Genomic DNA, 22,060 nt, shown 5'->3' on the forward strand with positions numbered 1-22,060 from the left:
TCCGCGCAGGACGGCAGGCGCGGGCAAAAGCCCGGCCCGGCTGCAAGCGGGGGCAGGGGGGCGGGCCAAGGTGCCGGGCATCGGCCGCGCCTGCGTCATCGGGTCGCGGCCGGGCGGGATCGCTCAGCGGCCGAAAAGCCGCTCGATGTCCGACAGCTTCAGCTCGATCCAGGTCGGGCGGCCGTGGTTGCACTGGCCGGATTTCGGCACCCGCTCCATCTCGCGCAAAAGCGCGTTCATCTCGTCCGCCGACATGCGCCGGCCCGAGCGGACCGAGCCGTGGCAGGCCATCGAGGACAGCACCGCATCGACCCGCGCCCGCAGCCGCTCGGACGTGCCCTGGTCGTCCAGGTCGTCCAGGATGTCGCGGATCAGCCGCCGGGCGTCCAGGCGCTGGATCAGCGCCGGCACCTCGCGCACCGCGATGGCGCCGCCGCCGAAGGGCTCGATCACCAGTCCCAGCGCGGCCAGCTCATCGGCGATGGCAAGGATGCTTTGGGCGTCGGCTTCGGACAGCTCGACGATCTCGGGGATCAGCAGGGCCTGGCTGGCGATGCCGCTGGCATCAAGCTGCGCCTTCAGCCGCTCATAGACCAGCCGTTCATGCGCGGCATGCTGATCGACGATGACGATGCCGTCGGCGGTCTGGGCGACGATCCAGTTCTCGTGCAGCTGCGCGCGGGCGGCGCCCAGCGGCGCCTCGGCCGCAGGCTCGGGCTGGGCTTCGGGTTCGGGCTCGACCCGCGCGGTCGGCGCCTCGGCAAAGCCCGGCGCCTGAAAGGCCAGGCTGGCGGCGATGGCCGGGCCCGAGGGGCGGGCGGGCGCGTAGCTGGCCTGATAGCGGCGCGGCTGCTCCGACTCGGGCCGCGCCACCCCCAGCGCCGCCGCGGCCACGGTGGACGAGGCGCGATGCCCCGCCCCCGCCAGCGCATGGCGCAGCGCGCTGACCACCAGCCCGCGGGCGATGCCCGGTTCGCGAAAGCGGACCTCGGCCTTGGCAGGATGCACGTTCACGTCGACCTGGTGCGGATCGCAGGTCAGAAACAGCACCGCCGCCGGATACCGGCCCGAGGCCAGCACGTCCATATAGCCCGCCCGCAGCGCCCCGGTCAGCAGCTTGTCGCGCACCGGGCGGCCGTTGACGTAAAGATGCTGCGCCACCGCCGCGCCGCGCGAGTAGGTCGGCAGGGCGGCAAAGCCGGTCAGGGTGATGCCGTCCCGCGTCGCGTCGATGGCAAGCGCGTTGTCGATGAAATCGCGGCCCATGACGCGGGCCAGCCGGGTCTGCAGGGCGCCGAACAGCTCGCCCTGCTCGGCATCGGCGCGAAACAGCACCCGGCCCTCGTCCTCGTCGGTCAGCGTGAAGCCGACATAGGGCTCGGCCATGGCCAGGCGGCGGATCGCCTCGGCCACGGCCTGGGTCTCGGCCCGGTCCGTGCGCAGGAATTTCAGCCGCGCCGGCGTAGCAAAGAACAGGTCGCGCAACTCGACCACCGTGCCGCGATTGCCCGCCGCCGGCTTGACCGGGCCGATGCGCCCGCCGGTGACGGCGATCTGCGCGCCGTCATGGCCGGCGGCGCGGCTGGTGATCGACAGCCGGCCCACGGCGCCGAGGCTGGGCAGCGCCTCGCCGCGAAAGCCGAAGCTGCGGATGTCCAGAAGGTCGCTGCCGTCGATCTTGCTGGTCGCGTGCCGGGCCAGCGCCAGCGGCAGATCCTCGGCCGTCATGCCGCAGCCGTCGTCGCTGACGCGGATCAGCGCCTTGCCACCCTTGGCGATGGCCACGTCCACCCGCGTCGCGCCGGCGTCCAGCGCGTTCTCGACCAGTTCCTTGACGGCCGAGGCCGGGCGTTCGACCACCTCGCCGGCGGCGATGCGGTTGGCCGCGGCCTCGTCCAATTGCCGGATGACGGGACGCATCTTGGGGGCGTGGGTGTTCATGCCCCCAGATCTAGCATTTCCCGGCGCGGCGGGAAAGGATTCGTCAGTTGGTCGCGTCGATGCCTTCCGGCCGGCCGACCAGCACGAAGCGGATCTGGTCGGAATGCAGCAGGCGCTGCGCCACGCGCTGCACGTCCGCGGCCGTCACCGCCTCGATCTTGCCGTTACGGGTGTTGACGTAATCCGCCGGCAGGCCGATCAGCTGCATGCCGGCCAGGATGCCGGCGATCTTGCCGTTGCCGTCGAAGCGCAGCGCATATTCGCCGGTCAGGTAGGTCTTGGCATCGGCCAGTTCCTTTTCCGTGACGCCGCCCTTGGCGAAACGGTCCCATTCCTGGCGGATCAGGCCGACCGCCTCGGCCACCTTGTCGTTCGCGCTGGCCATGCCGCCCTGCCAGGTCTCGCCATAAACGCCGTTGGCAAGGCCGGTGCTGACGCCATAGGTCAGCCCGCGCTTTTCGCGGATCTCGTCCATCAGGCGCGAGGAAAAGCCGCCGCCGCCCAGGATGTGATCGGCGACGAAGGCGGCGAAGTAATCCGGGTCGGACATGGGCAGGCCGGGCTGGGCAAAGCTGACCACGGTCTGCGGGCTGTCCCAGTCGATCACCGTCACCCCGCCGGTCAGTTGCAGCCGGGCCCTGTCCGGCAGCGGGGCCGAGCCCTGTTCGGGCAGCCCGCCCAGCACGGCGTCGATCAGCTTGCCCAGTTCCTCGGCGGTGATGTCGCCGGCCGCGGCCACCACCACGCGGTCGCGGGCCAGGATGCGGTCCTTGGCCGCGACCAGGTCGTCGCGGGTCAGCGCGGCCACGGTTTCGCGCGTACCGTTGATCGAGGTGGCATAGGGATGCTCGCCCCAGGCCAGCCGCGCCAGTTCCTTGCTGGCGATAGCGTTCGGGCTGGTCGCCTCGGACCGGATGACCGCCTGCAACTGCGCCCGCACCCGCTCGACCGCATCGGGGTCGAAGCGCGGCTCGGCCAGCGCCTGGCGCAGCAATTCGGCCGCCTGGTCGCGGTTCTCGGTCAGCATGCGGGCGTTGACGGTCAGCGCATCGTCGCCGACATCGAAGCGGTTCTGCGCGCCCAGCCCCTCGACCGCCTCGGCATATTGCACCGAGTCCATCTCGCCCGCGCCCTCCTCCAGCAGGGCGGTCATCAGGCTCATCTGGCCGCGCTTGCCCGGCGCGTCCAGGCTGGCGCCGCCCCGAAACATCAGCGACAGCGCGGTGAAGGGGATCGAGTGATCCTCGACCAGCCAGGCCTTGATGCCGCCGGGCGAGGTGATCTCCTGGATCTCGATGGCGCGCGCAGGCAGGCTGGCCAGGGCGACGAAGACAAGGGTGGCAAGGGCGCGGATCATTCGGCTTCTCCCGGATTGGCGGCTTCGGCAGCGACGGGTTGCGGCTCCTCGGGCGGCGGCAGCAGCCAGCCGGTGACGCTGGCCTTGCTTTCCAGCACCAGCCTGGCGGCGGCGCGGATGTCCTCGGTGGTGACGGCGGCCAGGATGTCGGGCCAGTCGTTCACGTCCTCGATGGTCAGGCCGGTGGCCAGGCCCTGGCCATAGTCATAGGCCCGGCCATGCGCCGAATCCTGGGAATAGATGCGGGCGGCGCGGATCCGGGTCTTGACCCGTTCCAGCTGCGCCGGGTCGGGGCCCTCGGCCAGGAATTGCGCCAGCGCCGCGTCCAGCGCCGCCTCGGCCTCGGCATTCTCCACCCCCGGCGCCGGCACCATCGAGATGCCGAAGGTGGTCGGATCGACCGCGAACCCGTCGTAGGAGGCATTCACGTAAAGCGCCTTGCCGGTCAGCACCAGGTCGCGGGCCAGGACCGAGGTCTGGCTGGAACCCGCCAGCAGGTTGGCCAGCACGGTCAGCGCGGCGGCCTGCTGCTGCTCGCCCCGGTTGCGTTCGGGCGCGATCACGGTGCGGATCATCACCGGCTGGGCGACGCGGGGGTCGACCCGCTCCATCCGCCGGGGCGAGCGCTGGATCGGCTCTTGCGGGCGCGGCTGGCGGGCGGCGTCGGGCTTGGGCGGGACGGGGCCGTAATATTTCTCGGCCAGTTCGCGCACCTCTTCGGGGGTCACGTCGCCGGCGATGACCAGCACCGCGACGTTCGGGGCGTAATGCGCGTCATACCAGGCGATGGCATCCTCGCGCGTCAGCCCCTCCATCTCCTGCCGCCAGCCGATCACCGGGCGGCCATAGGGGTGGTTGTAGAACTGCACCGCGCTGCGCTCTTCCGAGAATTGCGCGCCGGGGTCGCTGTCGGTGCGCTGCGAGCGTTCCTCCAGCACCACCTGCCGCTCGGCCTGCCAGTCGTCCTCGCCGATCTTGAGATTGGCCATGCGGTCGGCCTCCATCTCCATGATCAGCGGCAGGCGGTCGCTGGCGATGCGCTGGAAATAGGTGGTGAAGTCGTAGCTGGTGAAGGCGTTGTCCATGCCGCCATTGGCGGTCACGGTCTTGCTGAGATCCCCCGGTCCCAGCTTGTCGGTGCCCTTGAACATCAGGTGTTCCAGGTAATGCGCGATGCCGGACTTGCCGGGCTGCTCGTCGGCCGAGCCGATGCGATACCACAGCATCTGCACCACGACCGGGGCGCGGTGATCCTCGATCACCACGGCTTCCAGGCCGTTTTCCAGGGTGAAATGGCTGATTCCCTTGGGCATTTCGGCCAGCGCGGGGGATGCGGCCAGCAGCAGCGCAAGGGGCGCAAGTCGGGTCAGGATGGTCATGGCAGGCTCCGGTTCGGGGTCGCGCCACGAACCTGCCCTTGCGCGGGGTCGCGCGCAAGCCTGCCGCCCCTCATCTCGGCGTGATCGGGGCGCGATCAGTCCTCGCGCAGGATCGGCACCCGGTCCACCACGCTGGGCCGGGCGGCGACGTCGCCGTTGCTCATGCCGCGAGGCGGCGCGGCGGGCAGCTGCACGCCGGTCGGGCGCCAGCGTTCCAGTTCCGACCAGCTGTCCAGCGTCATCGATTCATAGGCGCGGTAATAGACATTGGTCCGCGCCAGCACCTCGAGCGCGCGGCGGGAATGGCGGCTGCGCCAGGCCAGATCCTCTTGCGCGGTGGTCTGGCGGATCGCCGGGTCGCGGCCCAGGCGCGAGGCATGGGCGATCAGCGCGGCATCCGCGACGCCGACGCCCTGCGCGGCAAGCTGGCCCGGATTGCCGCCCAGCGCCGCCACGGCATCGGCATGGGGCGTCGGATCGGTGATGTTGCCGCCCCCCGGCGTCGGCGGCGGCAGCACGTTCAGGTCGGCCGGCATCTGCAAGGGCTTGGTCGGCAGGATCGAGAATTCGTCCGGGCTGGTGCGGCCGGCGTTGGTGTTCATCAGACGCGGATCGCTGCTGCAAGCGGCCAGCAGCAGCGTGGTCATGGTCAGCGCGATCGCCCGCATCTTGCGTCCCTCTTGTTCGTCCGGCCCGTTCTTAGCGTGTATTCCCGGCCTCGTCACGGGTCTTGTCGTCCAGCGCCAGTTCCGCCTGCGCCTCGTCGCCGGCCAAGGGCCGTTCGCCGTTCGCGGGGCGGGGCTTGGGCGCCCGCGGCTTGGCCGGGGCGCGGCGCTTCTTCGGCTCGGGTTTGCGCTCGGGCGGCAGCAGCACCAGCCCCATCGCGCCCAGGAAGATGGCGATGTCGGCCACGTTGAAGCTGTAGGGGTTGCGCCAGCCCGGCAGCGACATGTTCAGGAAATCCGCGACCGCGCCATAGGTCAGCCGGTCCACGACATTGCCCAGCGCCCCGCCGATCAGCAGCCCAGCCGAGGCTTGCGCAAAGCGCGACGGCTTGGCCCGCCCGACCCAGATCCCGACCCACAGGCAGACGGCCAGCGCGATGGCGATCAGCACCCAGCGCATCACCTCGACATCGCTGGCGAACAGGCCGAAGTTCATGCCCTGGTTCCAGGCCATGCGCAGGTTCAGCCAGGGGTCGATCACGTCGATCTCGCGCAGCTGGTCCAGCCGCAGCACATGCACGACCAGGTATTTCAGCGCCTGGTCCAGCACAAAGACCAGCCCCGCCACCAGCGCCACGTTGCGCCCGACGCGCGGCGGCGGCTTCTTGCCGCGCCGCTTGCGGGCCGCCGGGCTTTTCCGCGGCTTGGGGGTCGCGGTCTCGGCCATCAGTGACGGAAATGCCGCTGGCCGGTAAAGACCATGGCCAGGCCCAGCCGGTCGGCGGCCTCGATCACCTCGGCGTCGCGCATCGAGCCGCCGGGCTGGATCACCGCCCGCGCGCCCGCCGCCGCCAGCGCCTCGACCCCGTCGGCGAAGGGGAAGAAGGCGTCCGAGGCGACCGAGGAGCCGATGGTCAGCGCCTGCGCCAGGCCCAGCGCCTCGGCCATGTCCTCGGACTTGCGCTTGCCGATGCGGGTCGAATCGACGCGGCTCATCTGGCCGGCGCCGATGCCGACGGTGGCCAGGTCGCGGGCATAGACGATGGCGTTCGATTTCACATGCTTGGCCACGGTCCAGGCGAACAGCAGGTCGGCCAGTTCCTGGTCGGTCGGCTGGCGCTTCGTCACCACCTTCAGGTCGGCGCGCAGGATGCGGCCGTTGTCGCGGCCCTGCACCAGGAAGCCGCCGGCGACCTGGCGGAAGGCCAGCCCAGGCGCCGCCGGGTCGGGCAGCCCGCCGGTGGTCAAGAGCCGCAGGTTCTTCTTGGCGGCGAAGATCTCTTTCGCCTCGTCGGTGGCGTCGGGGGCGATGACCACCTCGGTAAAGATCTCGGTGATCGCCTGCGCGGTTTCGCCGTCGAGCGTGGTGTTCAGCGCGATGATGCCGCCGAAGGCCGAGGTGCGGTCGCAGTCGAAGGCGCGCCGGTAGGCATCGACGGCGCTGTCGCCGCGGGCCACGCCGCAGGGGTTGGCGTGCTTGATGATCGCCACCGCCGGGCCTTGGGCCGGGTCGAACTCGGCCACCAGCTCGAAGGCCGCGTCGGTGTCGTTGATGTTGTTGTAGCTGAGTTCCTTGCCCTGCCATTGCCGCGCGGTGGCGACGCCCGGCCGGTCCGAGCCGTCCTTGTAGAAGGCGGCGGACTGGTGCGGGTTCTCGCCATAGCGCAGGGTCTGCGCCAGCTGGCCCGAAAAGCTGCGCCGGCGCGGGGTTTCCTCGCCGATGGCCCCGGCCATCCAGGTCGAGACGGCGGCGTCATAGGCGGCCGTTCTGGCATAGGCGATCTGCGCCTGCCGCTGGCGAAAGGCCAGGCTGGTGCGGTCGTCGTTGGCGTCAAGCTCGGCCAGCACGGCGGCATAGTCCTCGACATCGACCACCACCGTCACGAAGGCGTGGTTCTTGGCGGCGGCGCGGATCATCGCCGGGCCGCCGATGTCGATGTTCTCGATGCAATCGTCATGGGCGGCGCCCTTGGCCACCGTCGCCTCGAACGGATAGAGGTTGACGACCAGCAGGTCGATCATGCCGATCCGGTGCGACCGGGCGGCGGCCATGTGTTCCTCGTTGTCGCGCAGCGCCAGCAGGCCGCCGTGGACCACCGGGTGCAGCGTCTTGACGCGGCCGTCCATCATCTCGGGAAAGCCGGTCACTTCGGCCACGTCCACCACGCTCAGCCCCGCCTCGCGCAGCGCCTTGGCGGTGCCGCCGGTGGACAGGATCTCGACGCCCCGCGCCGAAAGCGCCCGCGCAAAGTCGATCAGCCCGGTCTTGTCGGAAACGGAAATCAGCGCGCGCTTCAGCGGAATGCGGTCGGTCATCGGTCGGAGGCCCCGTGCGGTGGATGGCGGATTTGGCCCGTCACCTACCCCCGGAACGCGCCAAGGTCCAGCCGATCTGGATCGCCCGGCCCAGCAGATGCGCGGAAATCACCATCTGCCGCGAGGGGCGCGGCTCGGCCATGGCGCGGTCGAGCAGGCAGGACGCCTCCAGCCGCAGCTGGCCCACGCCGTCATGGCTGAACAGCCATTCCTCGCCGCTCGGCAGGGTCAGGTGGATTTCCTGCCCCTGCTGGCGGGCCTGGACCTCGGGATGCAGGTGGAAGCGGATGTCGAAGGCCAGACCTTCCTCGGGGCGGACCTGGTCCAGCCGGGCCTGGGCGCTGGCGTCCAGCGCCGCCAGCGAATCCTCGCCGCGCAGGCCCATGCCGTCGGGATCGAGCCAAAGCTCGCGCAGATGCGTCAGCCCGTGGCTGGCCAGCCAGCCGTCATGGCCGGCCAGCAGATGCGCGGGTTCCGGCGAATGCGCCGGGCCGCAATCCGGGGCGGTCAGGTTGCCCAGCGCGTCGCAATCGCCGGCCCAGACCAGGTCGGGACGCTCGGTCAGGATGTCGGGCTCGCCCTCTTGCCGGTTCGGGTTCAGCCGCGACGAGGACAGGCCGGCCAGGCACAGCGCCGAATGGCAGGGCGTGGCGCGGCTGGCCCTGGCCCACAGCGGGCCGAAGCCGTCGCCGGGGCCGCAATTCACGATCAGCGGCTGGCGCGCCACGGTCAGCTCGAAGGCCAGGGTCGAGGCATGGGCGCGGATCGCCGCCGGACCGCCGGGCGGCGGCGCGGCATCCAGGATCAGCGTGGTGCGGGCTCGCGCCATGCGGGCAAAGCCCATGGCGAGCCCGCTGACCGGCAGGGCCGGGCCTTCGGCCGCGCGCAGGCAGCGGTCGAGCCGCCCGGCCGCGCCGCGCCCGCCGCCGTGAAAGCTGGGCAGCGCGCCGTCGGCATGGCGCAGCGCCCGCAGGATCGGCGCGATCTCGGCGATGATGGCGCGCAGCTCGGGCGGGCATTCCAGCCCCACCTCTTCGGCGACCTCCTGCGCCCAGACCAGAAGCGCCATCGCCTCCAGCAGCGATTCGGGCGCGCGGGCCTCGGACAGGGTGGCGACGCCCATGGCGTCCGCCTCTTCGGCCAGGGCGATCAGCGCCGGCTGCGCCAGGGCCTGGCGGTCGCGCAGCGACATGGCGCCGATGGCAAGCCCTGCCAGCGCCTCGATCCGGCACAGCCCGTCGGTGCTGTCGAACCATTTGTCCCGCAGGTGGAGCAGGTGCTGGTCGAGGGCGCGGAAATAGGGCTCGGCCCCGTCGCGGTCCAGCCCCGGCAGGATCATCCCGGCATGGAAGATCCAGCGCAGCACCCGCCGCCCGGCGACCTGCGGCGCCCATTCCGGCGCCTCGGGCTGCGGCTGGCGGTGCCGGCGCAGCCAGCGCAGCACATGGTCCTGGGCGATGGCACGGGCGCGGGGCGTGCCCACGGCGGCAAGGTCGTCGAGCCAGCCGAAGCCGGCCAGTTCGGCCGCGACGCTGGCGGGCAGGTCGGCGGCGAAGAAATCGCCCGACAGGGTGATGCCGCCCAGGTGCAGGGTGCCCGCGGCGATCTGTTCGCCGCGGCCGGGATGGCCGATGGCCTTGGGTTCGGGACGGCGCAGGAATCCCCTGGGCGCGACGGTGCTATCGGTCATGGGCAACGCATTCACTAGGACGGCGCAACCTTAGGTCCGCTCGGCGGATTTCCGCAAGCGCGCGATGAAGAACCCGTCCATGCCGCCGCGTTCCGGCCACAGGTCCGGGCGCAGCCGCAAGCCGCCCTGGGGCGTGATCCAGCCCGGCTCGATGCCGGGGGCGCGGGGCGGCTCGACCGCCAGGCCGGGATGGCGGGCCAGGGCGGCGGCCAGCTGCGCCTCGCCCTCGGCGGGCAGGAGCGAGCAGGTGGCATAGACCAGCCGTCCGCCGGGCTTGAGCAAGGACAGCGCGTGGTCGATCAGCCGCGCCTGCAAGCCGGTCAGTTCGGCCAGCCCCTCGCCGTCGCGGATGCGCGGCAGTTCGGGATGGCGGCGGATGGTGCCGGTGGCCGAGCAGGGCGCATCCAGCAGCACCGCGTCCAGGGCCGCGTCCGGCCGCCAGTCCAGCGCATCCGCCGCGACCAGCCGGGCGGAAAGCCGGCAGCGCGCCAGGTTCTCGGCCACGCGGGCCAGGCGCGGCTCGGAAATGTCCACCGCCGTCACCTCGGCCCCGGCGGCGGCGAGCTGCAGCGTCTTGCCGCCCGGCGCGGCGCAAAGATCGGCGATCGCCTCGCCGGGCTGCGGATCAAGCAACCGCACCGCCAGCGCGGCGGCCGCGTCCTGCACCCACCAGTCGCCCTCGGCATAGCCGGGCAGGGCCGAGATCTGCGCGGCGGCAGGCAGCCGGTGCGAGCCGGTGGGCAGCGCCTCGCCGGGGCAATCCGCGCCCTTGGGCGTCAGGTCCAGGGCCGCGCCGGCCTCATGCGCGGCCTCGATGGCGCGGGCGGTATCCTCGCCCCAGGCGGCGACGACGGGCGCGCGCAGCCAGGGCGGCATCTTCTGCGGCGAAAGCGCGGCCCAGGCCGGGGCGGCGCCGGCGATCTTGCGCAGCACCGCGTTCACCATGCCGGCCGCCGCCTGCCCCTTTGGCCCCGAGGACCGCGCCAGCGCCACGGCGGCGTTGACCGCGCCATGCGGCGCCTCGTCCAGGGCCAGCATCTCGACGGTGGCCAGCCGCAGGATGCGCATGATCTCGGGGCGCGGGCGGCGGGCCAGCAGCGGCGCCAGCAGCAGGTCGGCGCGGTCGGCGCGGCGCAGCACCTCGAGCGCCAAGCGGCGGGCGCGGGCGCGGTCGGGCGGCGACAGGCGCTCGGTCAGCGCCGCCGCCTCGTCCAGCGTCGCGCCCTCGTCCACCGCGGCCAGCAGGCGCAGCGCGCCCTTGCGTGCCCCGTCCCTGACCGTCTTGCCCTGTGACTTGTCCAAAGCCTGCCCCTTGCCTAGATTGATCCCGTCTAGCGTGAAGCAGGGGAAACCGCCATGACCGACCGCAAGGATCTGCCGCCCGCCGATCTTCCGCCCGCCGATCTTCCGCCCGCCGATCTTCCGCCCGCCGCGCAACGCGCGCTGGCCGAGGCCGAAGAGCGCCGCCGCAAGGCGAAGCCGCTGGACCTGCCGGTCGAGCTGGGCGGGCGCGACGGGCCCGAGCCGGTGCGCTATGGCGATTACGAAAAGAAGGGCCTCTGCGTCGATTTCTGATGCCGCCGCGCCTGCGCATGCGGTCGCATGAGTATTTGGGAAACGGTGAAGGCCGGTGCCGCTGGCGAATCCGTGATCGGCGGTGAGCCGGCCGTTTACTTGCCATTGGGGTTCGGCGTCTAAACAATGCGCCAACCACCAAAACCGCAAGGAACGGCAGATGGCCTCTGGGCAGGGGATGATGAGATGGGCGGCGCTGGCGATCATGCTGGCGGGGCAGGCTTTCGCGCAGCAGGGTCCGGGTGGGGGCGGGGCGCAGGGCCCGACCGAGGTCGGCGTGGTGGCCACCGCCGAGGAGGACGTGCCCTATACCGTCACCCTGCCCGGCCGCGCCATCGCCTATCAGCAGACCGGCATCCGGCCGCAGGTTGGCGGGGAAGTGCTTGAAATCTCTTATGATCCCGGCAGGCCGGTGAAGGCCGGCGACGTGCTGTTCCGCCTGGACCCCGAGACGCTGGCCGCGGCGCTGGCCGCCGCCGAGGCCGCCGTCGCCGGGGCCGAGGCCAGCCTGACCCAGGCGCAGAACACCGTCACCCGCTATCGCCGGCTGGAGGGTTCGGGCGTTTCGGCCGTGGACCGCGCCAATGCCGAGGTGTCGTTGAAACAGGCCGAGGCAGACCTGAAATCGGCCGAGGCCGCGCGGGATGCGGCGCGGCTGGCCCTGCAGCGCACCGAGATCAAGAGCCCGCTGGACGGCGTGGCGGATGTGGCGGCGGTCTCGGTCGGCGACCTGGTGACGGCGAGCCAGTCCGAATCGCTGACCACCATCACCCAGCTCGACCCGATCTATGTCGACGTCTCGGAATCCAGCGCCCGCATGCTGCGCAACCGGGCGCGCATCAGCGCCGGCCAGCTGGTCGTCAACAGCGGGGTGACGACCCAGCTGATCCTGGAGACCGGCGAGGAATACCAGGGCGAGGGGCGGATCGTCAGCCCCGGCATCGCGGTTTCGCCCACCACCGGCACGGTGCCGATCCGGCTGCAATTCGACAATCCCGACCGGATGATCCTGCCCGGCCAGTTCCTGCGGGTGAAGCTGACGCTGGGCACCACCCGCGCCGTGCTGGTGCCGCAGCGCGCGACCAGCCGCGCCTCGGACGGCACGCTGACCGCCTTCGTCGCCCGCGACGGCAAGGCCCAGCAGGTCACGCTGAGCGAGCAGGGCAGCTATCGCAACAGCTGGATCGTCACCCAGGGCATCAATCCGGGCGAGCAGCTGATCGTGGACGGGCTGGAAAACCTGCGCGCCGGCGCCGAGATCGCCACCGTCCCCGTCACCATCGACGCCCAGGGCGTCGTGCGCGAGATGGACGAGCGCGGGGAAGGCTAGGGCATGGCACGTTTCTTCATTCACCGCCCGGTCTTTGCCTGGGTGCTGGCCATCGTGACCATGCTGATCGGCACCTGGTCGCTGATCAACCTGCCGGTCTCGCAATATCCCGACATCGCGCCGACCACGATCCGCATCACCGCCAACTATTCCGGGGCGACGGCGCGGGCGGTGCAGAACTCGGTCACGACGCCGATCGAGGACGCGCTGACCGGGCTCGACGGGCTGCTCTATACCATCTCCTCGGCCTCGACCGGGCGCAGCGTGATCGAGATGGTCTTCGACGACAGCGTGGACCCGGTCGATGCGCTGAACGAGGTGCAGTCCAAGGTCCGCTCGGTCGAAAGCCGGCTGCCGACGCCGGTGCAGAACGACGGCGTCTCGGTCACGCGCTCGTCCTCGTCGATCCTGATGGTCGGCTCGCTGGTCTCGACCACCGGGCAGCATTCCACCATCGAGCTGGGCAACCTGCTGGAGCAGGTGGTCGAGGGGCCGGTCAAGCGCACCGAGGGGGTGGGCGGGGTCAATGTCTTCGGCTCGGGCTATGCCATGCGGATCTGGATGGACCCGCTGCGGCTGGCGCAGTTCCAGCTGACGCCCACGGACCTGACCACCGCCGTCGCGCAGCAGAACAGCACCGTCTCGGTCGGCGCGCTGGGGGAGCAGCCGGTGGTGGCGGGCCAGCAGTTCACCGCCAACATCACCGCGCAGAGCCAGCTGACCTCGGTCGAGGATTTCCGCAACATCCTGCTGAAGACCGGCGAGGACGGCGCCACCGTGCGGCTGGGCGACGTGGCCGAGGTCGAGATCGGCCAGACCCGCTATGGGCGCGATTCGCGCTTCAACGGCATGAACGCCTCGGGCTTTGCGGTGAACCTGGCCACCGGCGCCAATGCGGTCGAGACGGCGAGCGCGGTGCGTGCCACGCTGGAGGGGCTGAAGAACGCCCTGCCCGAAGGGGTCGAGGTGCATATCGCCTATGACACCGCGCCCTTCGTCGAGCTGTCGATCGAGAAGGTCTATCACACGCTGATCGAGGCCATCGGGCTGGTGTTCCTGGTCATCCTGGTCTTCCTGCAGAACTGGCGGGCGACGCTGATCCCGATCATCGCCATCCCCGTCGTGCTGCTGGGCACCTTCGGCATGCTGGGGGCGCTGGGATATTCGGTGAACACGCTGACCATGTTCGCGATGGTGCTGGCCATCGGCCTTCTGGTCGACGACGCCATCGTCGTGGTCGAGAACGTCGAGCGGGTGATGGAGGAGGAGGGGCTGGGCCCCGTCGAGGCCACGGAAAAGAGCATGGGCCAGATCAGCGGCGCGCTGATCGGCATCGCGCTGGTGCTGTCGGCGGTGTTCCTGCCCATGGGGTTCATGCCCGGTTCGACCGGGGTGATCTATCGCCAGTTCTCGGTCACGATCATCACCGCCATGGTGCTGTCGCTGCTGGTGGCGCTGATCCTGACGCCGGCGATGTGCGCGAGCCTTCTGCGGCAAAGCCACGGCCCGGCGCGCTTTGCGCCCGCGCGCTGGTTCAACGCCGGCTTCGACCGGGTGACGCGCGGCTATTCCGCCAGCGTGCGCCGCACCCTGCGCCGGCCGATGCTGGTCATGCTGGTGCTGGGTGCGATCAGCTATGGCGCCATCGACCTGTTCGGCCGCCTGGACACGACCTTCATCCCCGGCGAGGACCAGGGCGTGCTGCAATCGCGCATCACCCTGACCCAGGGCTCGACCGCGCAGCAGACCGCCGCCGTGGTGCAGGAGATCGAGGAATACATGCGGACCGAGGAAAAGGACGCGGTGGAATCGGTCTTTGTCGCCATGGGCTTCGGCTTCGGCGGCACCTCGCAGAACCGGGCGATGATCTTCGTCAAGCTGCGCGACTTCGACCTGCGGCAGAAGGCCGAGCTGTCCGCCTCGGCGGTGGCGCGGCGCGCGAACGCGCATTTCTCGGGGCACCGGGCCGGGCGCATCTTCTTCATGCAGCCGCCGGCGATCCCGCGGCTGGGCAACTCGGCCGGCTTCACCATGTATCTGACCGACCAGGCGGGCGGCGGCATCGAGGCGCGGACAGAGGCGGCCGAGCTGCTTGAGCAGCGGGCGAACGAAGACCCGCGGCTGACCAATGTCGAAAGCTCGGGCACCGAGGACGAGGCGGCGTTGCGCATCGACATCGACCAGCAGAAGGCGGAAAGCCTGGGCGTCAGCCTGTCGGGCGTGAACGCCATGCTTTCGACCATCTTCGCCGGGACCGAGGTCAACGACTTTGCCCTGGGGGCGCAGCTCAGGCCGGTCATCGTGCAGGGCGCGGCGGCGAACCGGATGCAGCCCGAGGACGTGGACAGCTGGTATGCCCGCAACGCGGGCGGCGAGATGGTGCCCTTCACCGCCTTCATGTCGACCCGCTGGGAGCCGGTCGAGCCCTCGCTGGCGCGGATCGACGGCATCGACGCCATCGAGATGGAGGGCGAGCCGGCGCCGGGCGCCAGTTCCGGCCAGGCCATGGCGGCGATGGAGGAACTGATCGCCGGCCTGCCCGGCAACTATGCCGCCGCATGGACGGGCCTGTCCTATCAGGAGCGGCAATCGGGCAACCAGGCGCCTTGGCTGTTCGCGCTGTCGGCGCTGGTGGTGTTCCTGTCGCTGGCGGCGCTTTACGAAAGCTGGTCGGTGCCGTTCTCGGTCATGCTGGCGGTGCCGGTGGGGGTTCTGGGCGCGGTGGTGGCGGCGCTGACCTTCGGCCAGGCCAACGACGTCTATTTCAAGGTCGGCATCCTGACCACCATCGGCCTGGCGGCCAAGAACGCCATCCTGATCGTCGAATTCGCCCGCGACCTGGAACAATCCGGCCGCGCCACCGTCGCGGCCGCCATCGAGGCCGCGCGGCTGCGGCTGCGGCCGATCCTGATGACCTCGCTGGCCTTCATCCTGGGCGTTCTGCCCCTGGCCATCGCCACCGGCGCGGGGGCGGCGGCGCAGAACTCGATCGGCATCGGGGTTATGGGCGGGATGATCGCGGCGACCTTCCTTGGCATCTTCATGGTGCCGGCGTTCTACGTTACCGTGCGCCGGCTGACCGACAGGAGAGCCCGGACATGAACGACCTTCCCCGACTGACCTCGCTGGCGCATGGCGGCGGCTGCGGCTGCAAGCTGGCGCCCTCGGTCCTGCGCGAATTGCTGGCCGACCAGCCGATGGCGCAGGCGTTCCCGCAGCTGCTGGTCGGGACCGAGACCTCGGACGACGCCGCGGTCTGGCAGGTGGACGACGATACCTGCGTCATCGCCACCACCGATTTCTTCATGCCCATGGTGGACGATCCGCACGCCTTCGGCCGCATCGCCGCGACCAATGCGATTTCCGACATCTATGCCATGGGCGGGCGGCCGATCATGGCGCTGGCCATCCTGGGCATGCCCATCGACAAGCTGGCGCCGTCGCAGATCCGCGAGATCCTGGAAGGCGGGCGCGAGATCTGCCACCAGGCCGGGATTCCGGTGGCGGGCGGCCATTCCATCGACGCGCCCGAGCCGATCTATGGTCTGGCGGTGGTCGGGCTCTGCCATCCCTCCGAGCTGCGGCGCAATGCCGATGCGCGGCCGGGCGACGCGCTGATCCTGACCAAGGGGCTGGGCGTCGGCATCTATTCCGCCGCGATCAAGAAGGGCGCGCTGGACGAGGCCGGCGTGGCCGAGATGGTCGCCTCGGCCACCACGCTGAACCGCATCGGCGCCGACCTGGCCAAGCGCGGCGATGTCCATGCCATCACCGACGTGACCGGCTTCGGCATCCTCGGCCACGGGCTGGAGATCGCGCGGGGCGCCGGGCTGCGGCTGCGGCTGAGGCTGGCGGAATTGCCGCTGTTGTCGCGGGCGGCGGAACTGGCCGAGGCGGGTTTCGTCACCGGCGCCTCGACCCGGAACTGGGCTGCCTATGGCGCCGAGGTCGAATTGCCCGAGGGCCTTGCCCCCTGGCAGCGGGCGCTGCTGACCGATCCGCAGACCTCGGGCGGGCTCTTGGTCGCCTGCGCGCCTGGGGCCGCTGGCCAGGTGCTGGATTTCATCCGCGGCGCGGGCTTCCCGCTGGCGGCCGTGGTCGGGCATGCCGAGCAGGGGGTCGCCGGCATCTCGGTCGAATAGCGCCGGGATTCTTGGGTATTTGGACAACGAAGAAGCGGCGGGCGGCGGGGAACCCGGTGCCGTGGCCGGCGTTGGGGCGCAGGAGGATGCAGCCCATGTCGCAGATTTCCCTGTCCCGTATCGCCGTGCTGAGCGTGGCGCTGGCCTGCCTGGCCGCGCCGCTTTCGGCCCAGACCGCCCCTGCCGAGGCGCAAAAGCCGGCACAGACCGCCGCTGCCGGCGAATGCCCGCCCGCCGCGGCCCAGGCCGAGCCGGCGACGCCCGAGACCGCCTCGGCCGACGGCACCGCGCCCGAGAACTCGGGCTCGACCGGCTGGACGGGCGGCACCGGCGGGTCGATGATCGGCACCAATCCTTCGGGTGCGGATGCCGCCACCCGGACCTGGCAGCCGCCCACCGCCCGCGGCCTCGACCTTGCCGGCCGGCCCGAGCCGGTGCCGGCCTGCTGATACGGCGGGCGATTGACGCTGCCCCCCTTGCCGCGGAAGATGCGGGCAAAAAAGGGGGACCGCGATGACCGACGACCGGAGTTCTGCCACCATCGAGGCGCATTCGCCCTATTCCGAATCGCTGGAGATGGAGGTCGTGGCCGCCACGCTCGACGAGGTCGTGCTGCGCATGCCGGTGACGCGGACCCTGACCAATCGCAACGGCGTGCTGCATGGCGGCGCGATCATGAGCCTGGCCGATCACGCCGCCGGCACCGCCACCCAGTTGCGCCTGGCCGAGGGCGCCGCCACCACCACGCTGGAAAGCAAGACGAATTTCCTGCGCCCGATTCGCCTGGGCGACGTGGCCGAGGCCCGGCCCCGGCCGCTGCACCTGGGCCGGACCACGATGATCTGGCAGACCGACATCCGGCGCGGCGACGGCAAGCTGGCCGCCGTGGTGATCCAGACCCAGCTGGTGCTGGCATGGAAGGAGCCCGGCTGAGCTATTCCGCCGCGCCGATGGTCAGCTCGACCTCGGCCAGCCCCTCGACCCTGCCGGCCAGCCGGTCGCCTTCCGCGACGGCGCCGACCCCGGCCGGGGTGCCGGTCATGATCAGGTCGCCCGGCGCGAGGTGATAGTATTGCGACAGGTCCGCGACCAGTTCCGGGATGGACCAGACCATGTCGCAGATCGGCGCATCTTGCCGCAGCGTGCCGTTCACCTCCAGCCGGATGCGCTGCGCCGCCGGGGCGAAGTCCCGCGCCGGGGTCAGGGCCGAGAATACGGCCGCGCCCTCGAAATTCTTGCCCAGATCCCAGGGATGGCGCTTGTCCTTGGCCCGGCCCTGCAAGTCCCGCCGCGTCATGTCGAGGCCGGTGCCATAGCCCCAGACCGCCGCCATCGCCTGCGCCGGCGCGATGCGGAAGGCGGGGGCGCCGATGGCCACGACCAGCTCGACTTCGTGATGCAGGTCGCGCGTGCCGGGCGGATAGGGCAGGGTCGCGCCACTTTGTCGCACCGCATGGGCGGATTTCAGGAAATAGAACGGCGCCTCGCGGTCCACCTCGGCCCCCATCTCGGCGGCATGGGCGGCATAGTTGCGCCCGACGCAGAAAATGCGGTTCACGGGGAATCGCACGTCCTGCCCCAGGACCGACAGCGCGGCGGGCGGCGGCGGGGGAAACAGATATTCGCTCATGCCCGCGACCCTGCCACGGCGGCGGCGTCGCGGCAAGAACGCCGGCGCCGTTGCCCGCACCGGATTTTCGTGGCAAGAGAGCGTAAAGCCAACCGAATGCAGGGTTCGCATACATGACCGATTTCGCGCAGCGCCGCACCATGATGGTCGACACTCAGGTGCGTCCGAACGAAGTGACCAGCTATCCCGTGATCGAGGCGATGCTGAACGTCCCGCGCGAGCAGTTCGTTCCCGAATCGCGCCGAGACGTGGCCTATGTCGGCAACAATATCGACCTTGCCCCCGGCCGCGTGCTGCTGGAGCCGCGGACGCTGGGCAAGATGATGGATGTGCTGGACCTGCAGAACGGCGACCTGGTGCTGGATGTCGGCTGCGGCTACGGCTATTCCGCCGCCGTCATGGCCCGCATCGCCGAGGCCGTCGTCGCGCTCGAGGAGGACGCCGCCATGGCCGCCGAGGCGGAAAGCCGGCTTGCCGCGCAGGACGTGTTCAACGTCGCCGTGGTCCAGGGCGCGCTGGCCGAGGGCTGCGCCAGCCAGGCCCCCTATGACGCCATCCTGATCGAGGGCGCGGTCGAGCAGGTGCCCGAGGCGCTGGCCGATCAATTGCGCGAGGGCGGCCGCATCGTCGCCATGTTCCGCGAGGGCAACCTGGGCACCGTCCGCATCGGCCACAAGCTGGATGGGCGGTTGAACTGGCGCTTCGGCTTCCATGCCACCGCTCCGCTGCTGCCGGGCTTTGCGCGTCCGCGGGGTTTCGTCTTGTGATGCCGACAGGAAAGGCCATGGCATGTTTCGCAAAACGCTGAAAAACCTGCGGCGTCCGCTGATCGCAGCCCTGCTTGCGGGCGCGACGGCCGCCCCCGCCGGGGCCGAATCGCTGGCCGATGCCATGGTCGCGGCCTATCGCCACTCGGCGCTTCTGGAACAGAACCGCGCCGTGCTGCGCGCCGCCGATGAGGACGCGGCCACCGCCCTGGCCCAGCTGCGCCCGGTCGTGCAATGGATCGCCGAGCATAGTTTCCAGAAGATCAACGGCCTGGCCATCGGCCGCTCGACCGGCATCGGGCTGCAGGCCCAGATCACGCTTTACGATTGGGGCCGCAACGCCATCGCCATCGACGCCGCCAAGGAAACCGTGCTGGCCACCCGCGCCGCGCTGGTCGGCGTCGAACAGGACGTTCTGCTGGGCGCGGTCCAGGCCTATCTGGATGTGCGCAGCGCCACCGAACAGGTTGATCTGCAAGCCAATTCCGTGCGCGTGATCGGGCAGGAACAGCAGGCCGCCTCGGACCGTTTCGAAGTGGGCGAGATCACCCAGACCGACGTCTCGCAGGCCGATGCCGCCCTGGCCGCGGCGCGCGCCAGCCTTGCGGCCGCCCGCGGCAACCTGGAGGTCGCGCGCGAGGTCTATCGCGCCGCGACCGGCCGGGCGCCGGGCCAGCTTGCGCCGCCGCCGCCCACCCCGGCGCTGCCCGCCTCGCTCGAGGCGGCGCGGCAGATCGGCCAGCGCAGCCACCCGGCGATCCTGCAGGCGCAGCGCCTGGCCGCCGCCGCCGAGCTGGGCGTCGCCGCCGCCGCGGCCGAGCGCAACCCGACGCTGACCGGCCAGGCCAGCATCGGCCGGTCGCGCGAACTGTCGCTTCAAAGCCAGCAGGAATCGACCCGCAACACGCTGGGCGCCTCGCTCAGCCTGTCGCAGACGATCTATTCCGGCGGGCGGCTGCCCTCGGCCCATCGCAAGGCGATGGCGCGGCGGGACGAGGCGCGGGCCGGGCTGCTTCAGGTTTCGCGCCAGGTCGACGAGGCGGTCGGCCGGTCCTGGGCGGGAATCGACGTGGCACGGGCGCAGATCGGTGCCATCGACGAGCAGATCGTCGCCGCGCAGCAGGCCTACGAAGGCGTGCGCGAAGAGGCGACGCTGGGCGCGCGCACGACGCTGGACGTGCTGGACGCCGAACAATTGCTGCTCGAGGCGCGGGCGAACAAAATCTCGGCCGAGGCCAATCTGCAATTAGCACATTATCAACTTCTGGCTGCTATGGGTCTGTTGACGGTGGAAAACCTGAAACTGGGGATACCGACCTATGACCCATCAGCCTATTATAATGCGGTGCAGGACGCACCCTTTACCAGCAGGCAGGGCGAAAGCCTCGACCGCGTCTTGCGCGCGCTCGGCAGGGACTGACGCCGCCGCCCTCGATCCGGGGGGCGCATCATGCAGCATGAGGTGATGCGCCAACCGGCGCCGGGCCCCGGCTCGGACAATGTCGGCGACGTGCTGGCCTCGATCCGCCGGCTCATCGCCCAGGATGGGGCGGGCTGCCGCATCCCGGACCAGGCGCTGAACGCGCCGCCGGCCCAGGACGAGGCGCCGCCGGCGCAGACTGCGCCGCTGCCCCGACCGGCATCCTCGGCGCGAATCACCCCCTTGGTGCTGGACAGCAGTATCCTGGTCGCGGCCGAGCCCGTGAATGACCCGCAAGCCGGCGTTCCGCCGGAGCCGCGGATATTCGGCGACTGGCTGCGCATGCCGCCGGCCGAGGAACCTGCCGCGCCCGAGGCACGGGCAGGGCGGGTGGATGCCGCCGAAGCCGCGGCGGATCATGCCGACATCGAAGCCACCATCCAACCCCCCGGCCCTTCGCCCGAGGCGCCGACCACCACCATCCTGCAAATGGAGGAAACCATGCTGCATGCGAATGCTTCCGTGACCCCTATCAACCCGGCTGCCGAGGCGCAGGCGGCCGAAGCCTTGGCCCGCGACACCGGCGAGCCGCATCTTTTCGCGCCCCAGGACAAGGATGCGCAAAAGGGCACCCACCTGCGCGGCATGATCCGCGAGGCGATCCGGCAGGAGCTTCAGGGCGAGATCGGCAACCGTCTCAGCCGCAACCTGCAACAGATGATCCGTCACGAGATCGAACTGGCGCTGCGGCAGATGTGCGAAGAGGATTGAGCCGGCCGTCCCGCCGACAGGTTCCCGCGGCCGGGCCGTAGTGCAGAAAGGGGCCTGTCCCGACCTGCACCTGGGCCTTGCGCTTCGATCCGGCCGGTTTCGAAGGATGCCGGCCCTTTCGCCCGAACCCGGCGGAAGGGGCGGCCGCTAGGGCATCATCCGGGCTGCGAGGCCGGTTCATCGCCACGCGCAACCGCCGGAGGGTCCGGTTCGGATCGGCGACTCCGGTCATCCGCGGCGCTGGTCGGCCATTCGTGCCGGGCTGGCCCAAGGGGGTCAGGTGTCCGCGATCTGGCCGGCCGGGGGGCAGAGCCGCACTTCGGTGTGCCATTCCGTGCAGCGCCGGTGCAGGTCCTGGGGCAGGGGCTGGTCGGTGAAGATCGCATCCAGTTCGGACAGGCTGGCGATGCGGGCCGGCGCGGGGCGGCCGATCTTGGAATGGTCGGTGACCAGGAAGGCGCGGCGCGCCTGGCGCAGGATGGCGCGGCTGACCCGCACCTCGGCCAGGTCGAAGTCCAGCAGGTCGCCGTCATGGTCCAGCGCCGAGGTGCCGATGACCGCGTAATCCACCTTGAACTGCTCGAAGAACTGGGTGGTGAGTTCCCCCACCAGCCCGCCGTCCGAGCGCCGCAGCGTGCCGCCCGTCACCATGATCTCGCAGCCCGGATTGGCCAGCAGGATATTGGCGACATTCATGTTGTTGGTGATGACGGTGATGTTGGAATGATGGATCAGGGCGCGGGCCACCGCCTCGGTCGTGGTGCCCAGGTTCAGGATCAGGCTGCAATTGTCGGGAATTTCCGCCGCGCAGGCCGCGCCGATGGCGGCCTTGGCCTCGGCATTCATGCGCCGCCGGGCCTCATAGCCCAGGTTGACCGCGCCGGCGCGCGGCACCGCCCCGCCATGCACGCGGTCCAGAAGGCCCGCCCCCGCCATCTCGCCCAGGTCGCGGCGGATGGTCTGCAAGGTCACGTCGAAGCGTTGCGCCAGGTCCTCGACCAGCACCCGCCCCTCGGCGCGGGCAAGTTCGAGGATCTCGTTCTGGCGTATGCTGAGCGCCACCGGGCTCTCCATCGG

At 70.7% G+C, this 22,060-nt stretch carries 19 protein-coding genes; 9 read left to right on the top strand and 10 right to left on the bottom strand.

What is annotated here, in order from left to right:
* Window positions 1-123 precede the first annotated feature (123 nt).
* The 8 genes from mutL to E3U26_RS09180 form a co-directional block, all read right to left on the bottom strand.
* Window positions 124-1,941 (bottom strand): DNA mismatch repair endonuclease MutL, encoded by a 1,818-nt coding sequence (gene mutL, locus E3U26_RS09145; RefSeq protein WP_243785932.1) that lies wholly within the window; start codon window positions 1,939-1,941, stop codon window positions 124-126.
* Window positions 1,942-1,984: 43 nt separating this feature from the next.
* Entirely contained in the window at window positions 1,985-3,298 is a 1,314-nt protein-coding gene (locus E3U26_RS09150; protein WP_114536266.1) for a M16 family metallopeptidase, read from the bottom strand.
* Window positions 3,295-4,677 (bottom strand): M16 family metallopeptidase, encoded by a 1,383-nt coding sequence (locus E3U26_RS09155; RefSeq protein ID WP_243785931.1) that lies wholly within the window; start codon window positions 4,675-4,677, stop codon window positions 3,295-3,297. Before E3U26_RS09155 ends, E3U26_RS09150 begins: the two co-directional genes overlap by 4 nt.
* A 95-nt stretch (window positions 4,678-4,772) precedes the next feature.
* A complete protein-coding gene (locus E3U26_RS09160; protein ID WP_036751466.1) occupies window positions 4,773-5,345 on the bottom strand; it encodes a DUF3035 domain-containing protein in 573 nt (190 codons plus the stop codon).
* 31 nt (window positions 5,346-5,376) lie between these two features.
* Window positions 5,377-6,069 carry a signal peptidase II gene (lspA, locus tag E3U26_RS09165; RefSeq protein WP_072461359.1) on the bottom strand — a complete coding sequence of 231 codons (693 nt, stop codon included), beginning with the start codon at window positions 6,067-6,069 and terminating at the stop codon, window positions 5,377-5,379.
* Window positions 6,069-7,658 (bottom strand): bifunctional phosphoribosylaminoimidazolecarboxamide formyltransferase/IMP cyclohydrolase, encoded by a 1,590-nt coding sequence (gene purH / locus E3U26_RS09170; RefSeq protein ID WP_036751464.1) that lies wholly within the window; start codon window positions 7,656-7,658, stop codon window positions 6,069-6,071. Before purH ends, lspA begins: the two co-directional genes overlap by 1 nt.
* A gap of 40 nt (window positions 7,659-7,698) precedes the next feature.
* Window positions 7,699-9,348, bottom strand: a complete 1,650-nt coding sequence (locus E3U26_RS09175) for a heparinase II/III family protein (protein ID WP_276242984.1) — start codon at window positions 9,346-9,348, stop codon at window positions 7,699-7,701.
* Window positions 9,349-9,378: 30 nt separating this feature from the next.
* On the bottom strand, window positions 9,379-10,650 hold the full coding sequence (locus E3U26_RS09180) for an RsmB/NOP family class I SAM-dependent RNA methyltransferase (protein WP_276242983.1): 1,272 nt from the start codon (window positions 10,648-10,650) through the stop codon (window positions 9,379-9,381).
* Between the two features lie 54 nt (window positions 10,651-10,704).
* Here E3U26_RS09180 and E3U26_RS09185 point away from each other — a divergent pair, with 54 nt between their 5' ends.
* The 6 genes from E3U26_RS09185 to E3U26_RS09210 all read left to right on the top strand — a co-directional run bounded on the left by E3U26_RS09185 (window position 10,705) and on the right by E3U26_RS09210 (window position 17,328).
* Entirely contained in the window at window positions 10,705-10,923 is a 219-nt protein-coding gene (locus tag E3U26_RS09185; RefSeq protein ID WP_243786203.1) for a DUF1674 domain-containing protein, read from the top strand.
* A gap of 160 nt (window positions 10,924-11,083) precedes the next feature.
* Window positions 11,084-12,253, top strand: a complete 1,170-nt coding sequence (locus E3U26_RS09190; RefSeq protein ID WP_036751456.1) for an efflux RND transporter periplasmic adaptor subunit — start codon at window positions 11,084-11,086, stop codon at window positions 12,251-12,253.
* Between the two features lie 3 nt (window positions 12,254-12,256).
* On the top strand, window positions 12,257-15,355 hold the full coding sequence (locus tag E3U26_RS09195; protein WP_243786204.1) for an efflux RND transporter permease subunit: 3,099 nt from the start codon (window positions 12,257-12,259) through the stop codon (window positions 15,353-15,355).
* Window positions 15,352-16,395 (top strand): selenide, water dikinase SelD, encoded by a 1,044-nt coding sequence (selD, locus tag E3U26_RS09200; RefSeq protein ID WP_243786205.1) that lies wholly within the window; start codon window positions 15,352-15,354, stop codon window positions 16,393-16,395. Before E3U26_RS09195 ends, selD begins: the two co-directional genes overlap by 4 nt.
* Window positions 16,396-16,490: 95 nt before the next feature.
* Window positions 16,491-16,844 (top strand): hypothetical protein, encoded by a 354-nt coding sequence (locus tag E3U26_RS09205; protein ID WP_214273391.1) that lies wholly within the window; start codon window positions 16,491-16,493, stop codon window positions 16,842-16,844.
* 64 nt (window positions 16,845-16,908) lie between these two features.
* Window positions 16,909-17,328, top strand: coding sequence for a PaaI family thioesterase (locus E3U26_RS09210; protein WP_214273390.1), 420 nt, complete (start codon window positions 16,909-16,911; stop codon window positions 17,326-17,328).
* 1 nt (window position 17,329) lies between these two features.
* Here E3U26_RS09210 and E3U26_RS09215 read toward each other — a convergent pair whose 3' ends face one another.
* Entirely contained in the window at window positions 17,330-18,025 is a 696-nt protein-coding gene (locus E3U26_RS09215) for a fumarylacetoacetate hydrolase family protein (RefSeq protein ID WP_243786206.1), read from the bottom strand.
* Between the two features lie 113 nt (window positions 18,026-18,138).
* Between E3U26_RS09215 and E3U26_RS09220 the strand changes: the two genes are divergently transcribed.
* The 3 genes from E3U26_RS09220 to E3U26_RS09230 are packed head-to-tail and all read left to right on the top strand — an operon-like array spanning window position 18,139 to window position 20,983.
* Window positions 18,139-18,792: a protein-L-isoaspartate O-methyltransferase family protein gene (locus E3U26_RS09220; protein ID WP_072461349.1), complete on the top strand. Its 654-nt coding sequence runs from the start codon at window positions 18,139-18,141 to the stop codon at window positions 18,790-18,792.
* 22 nt (window positions 18,793-18,814) lie between these two features.
* Window positions 18,815-20,212, top strand: a complete 1,398-nt coding sequence (locus tag E3U26_RS09225; protein WP_116223132.1) for a TolC family outer membrane protein — start codon at window positions 18,815-18,817, stop codon at window positions 20,210-20,212.
* Between the two features lie 30 nt (window positions 20,213-20,242).
* On the top strand, window positions 20,243-20,983 hold the full coding sequence (locus tag E3U26_RS09230) for a hypothetical protein (RefSeq protein ID WP_116223131.1): 741 nt from the start codon (window positions 20,243-20,245) through the stop codon (window positions 20,981-20,983).
* Between the two features lie 276 nt (window positions 20,984-21,259).
* Here E3U26_RS09230 and E3U26_RS09235 read toward each other — a convergent pair whose 3' ends face one another.
* Complete coding sequence (locus E3U26_RS09235) at window positions 21,260-22,045, bottom strand: DeoR/GlpR family DNA-binding transcription regulator (protein ID WP_072461456.1); 786 nt, start codon at window positions 22,043-22,045, stop codon at window positions 21,260-21,262.
* Window positions 22,046-22,060: the final 15 nt, after the last annotated feature.

This window comes from Paracoccus ferrooxidans, from assembly GCF_029909815.1.
Lineage (GTDB): Bacteria > Pseudomonadota > Alphaproteobacteria > Rhodobacterales > Rhodobacteraceae > Paracoccus > Paracoccus versutus.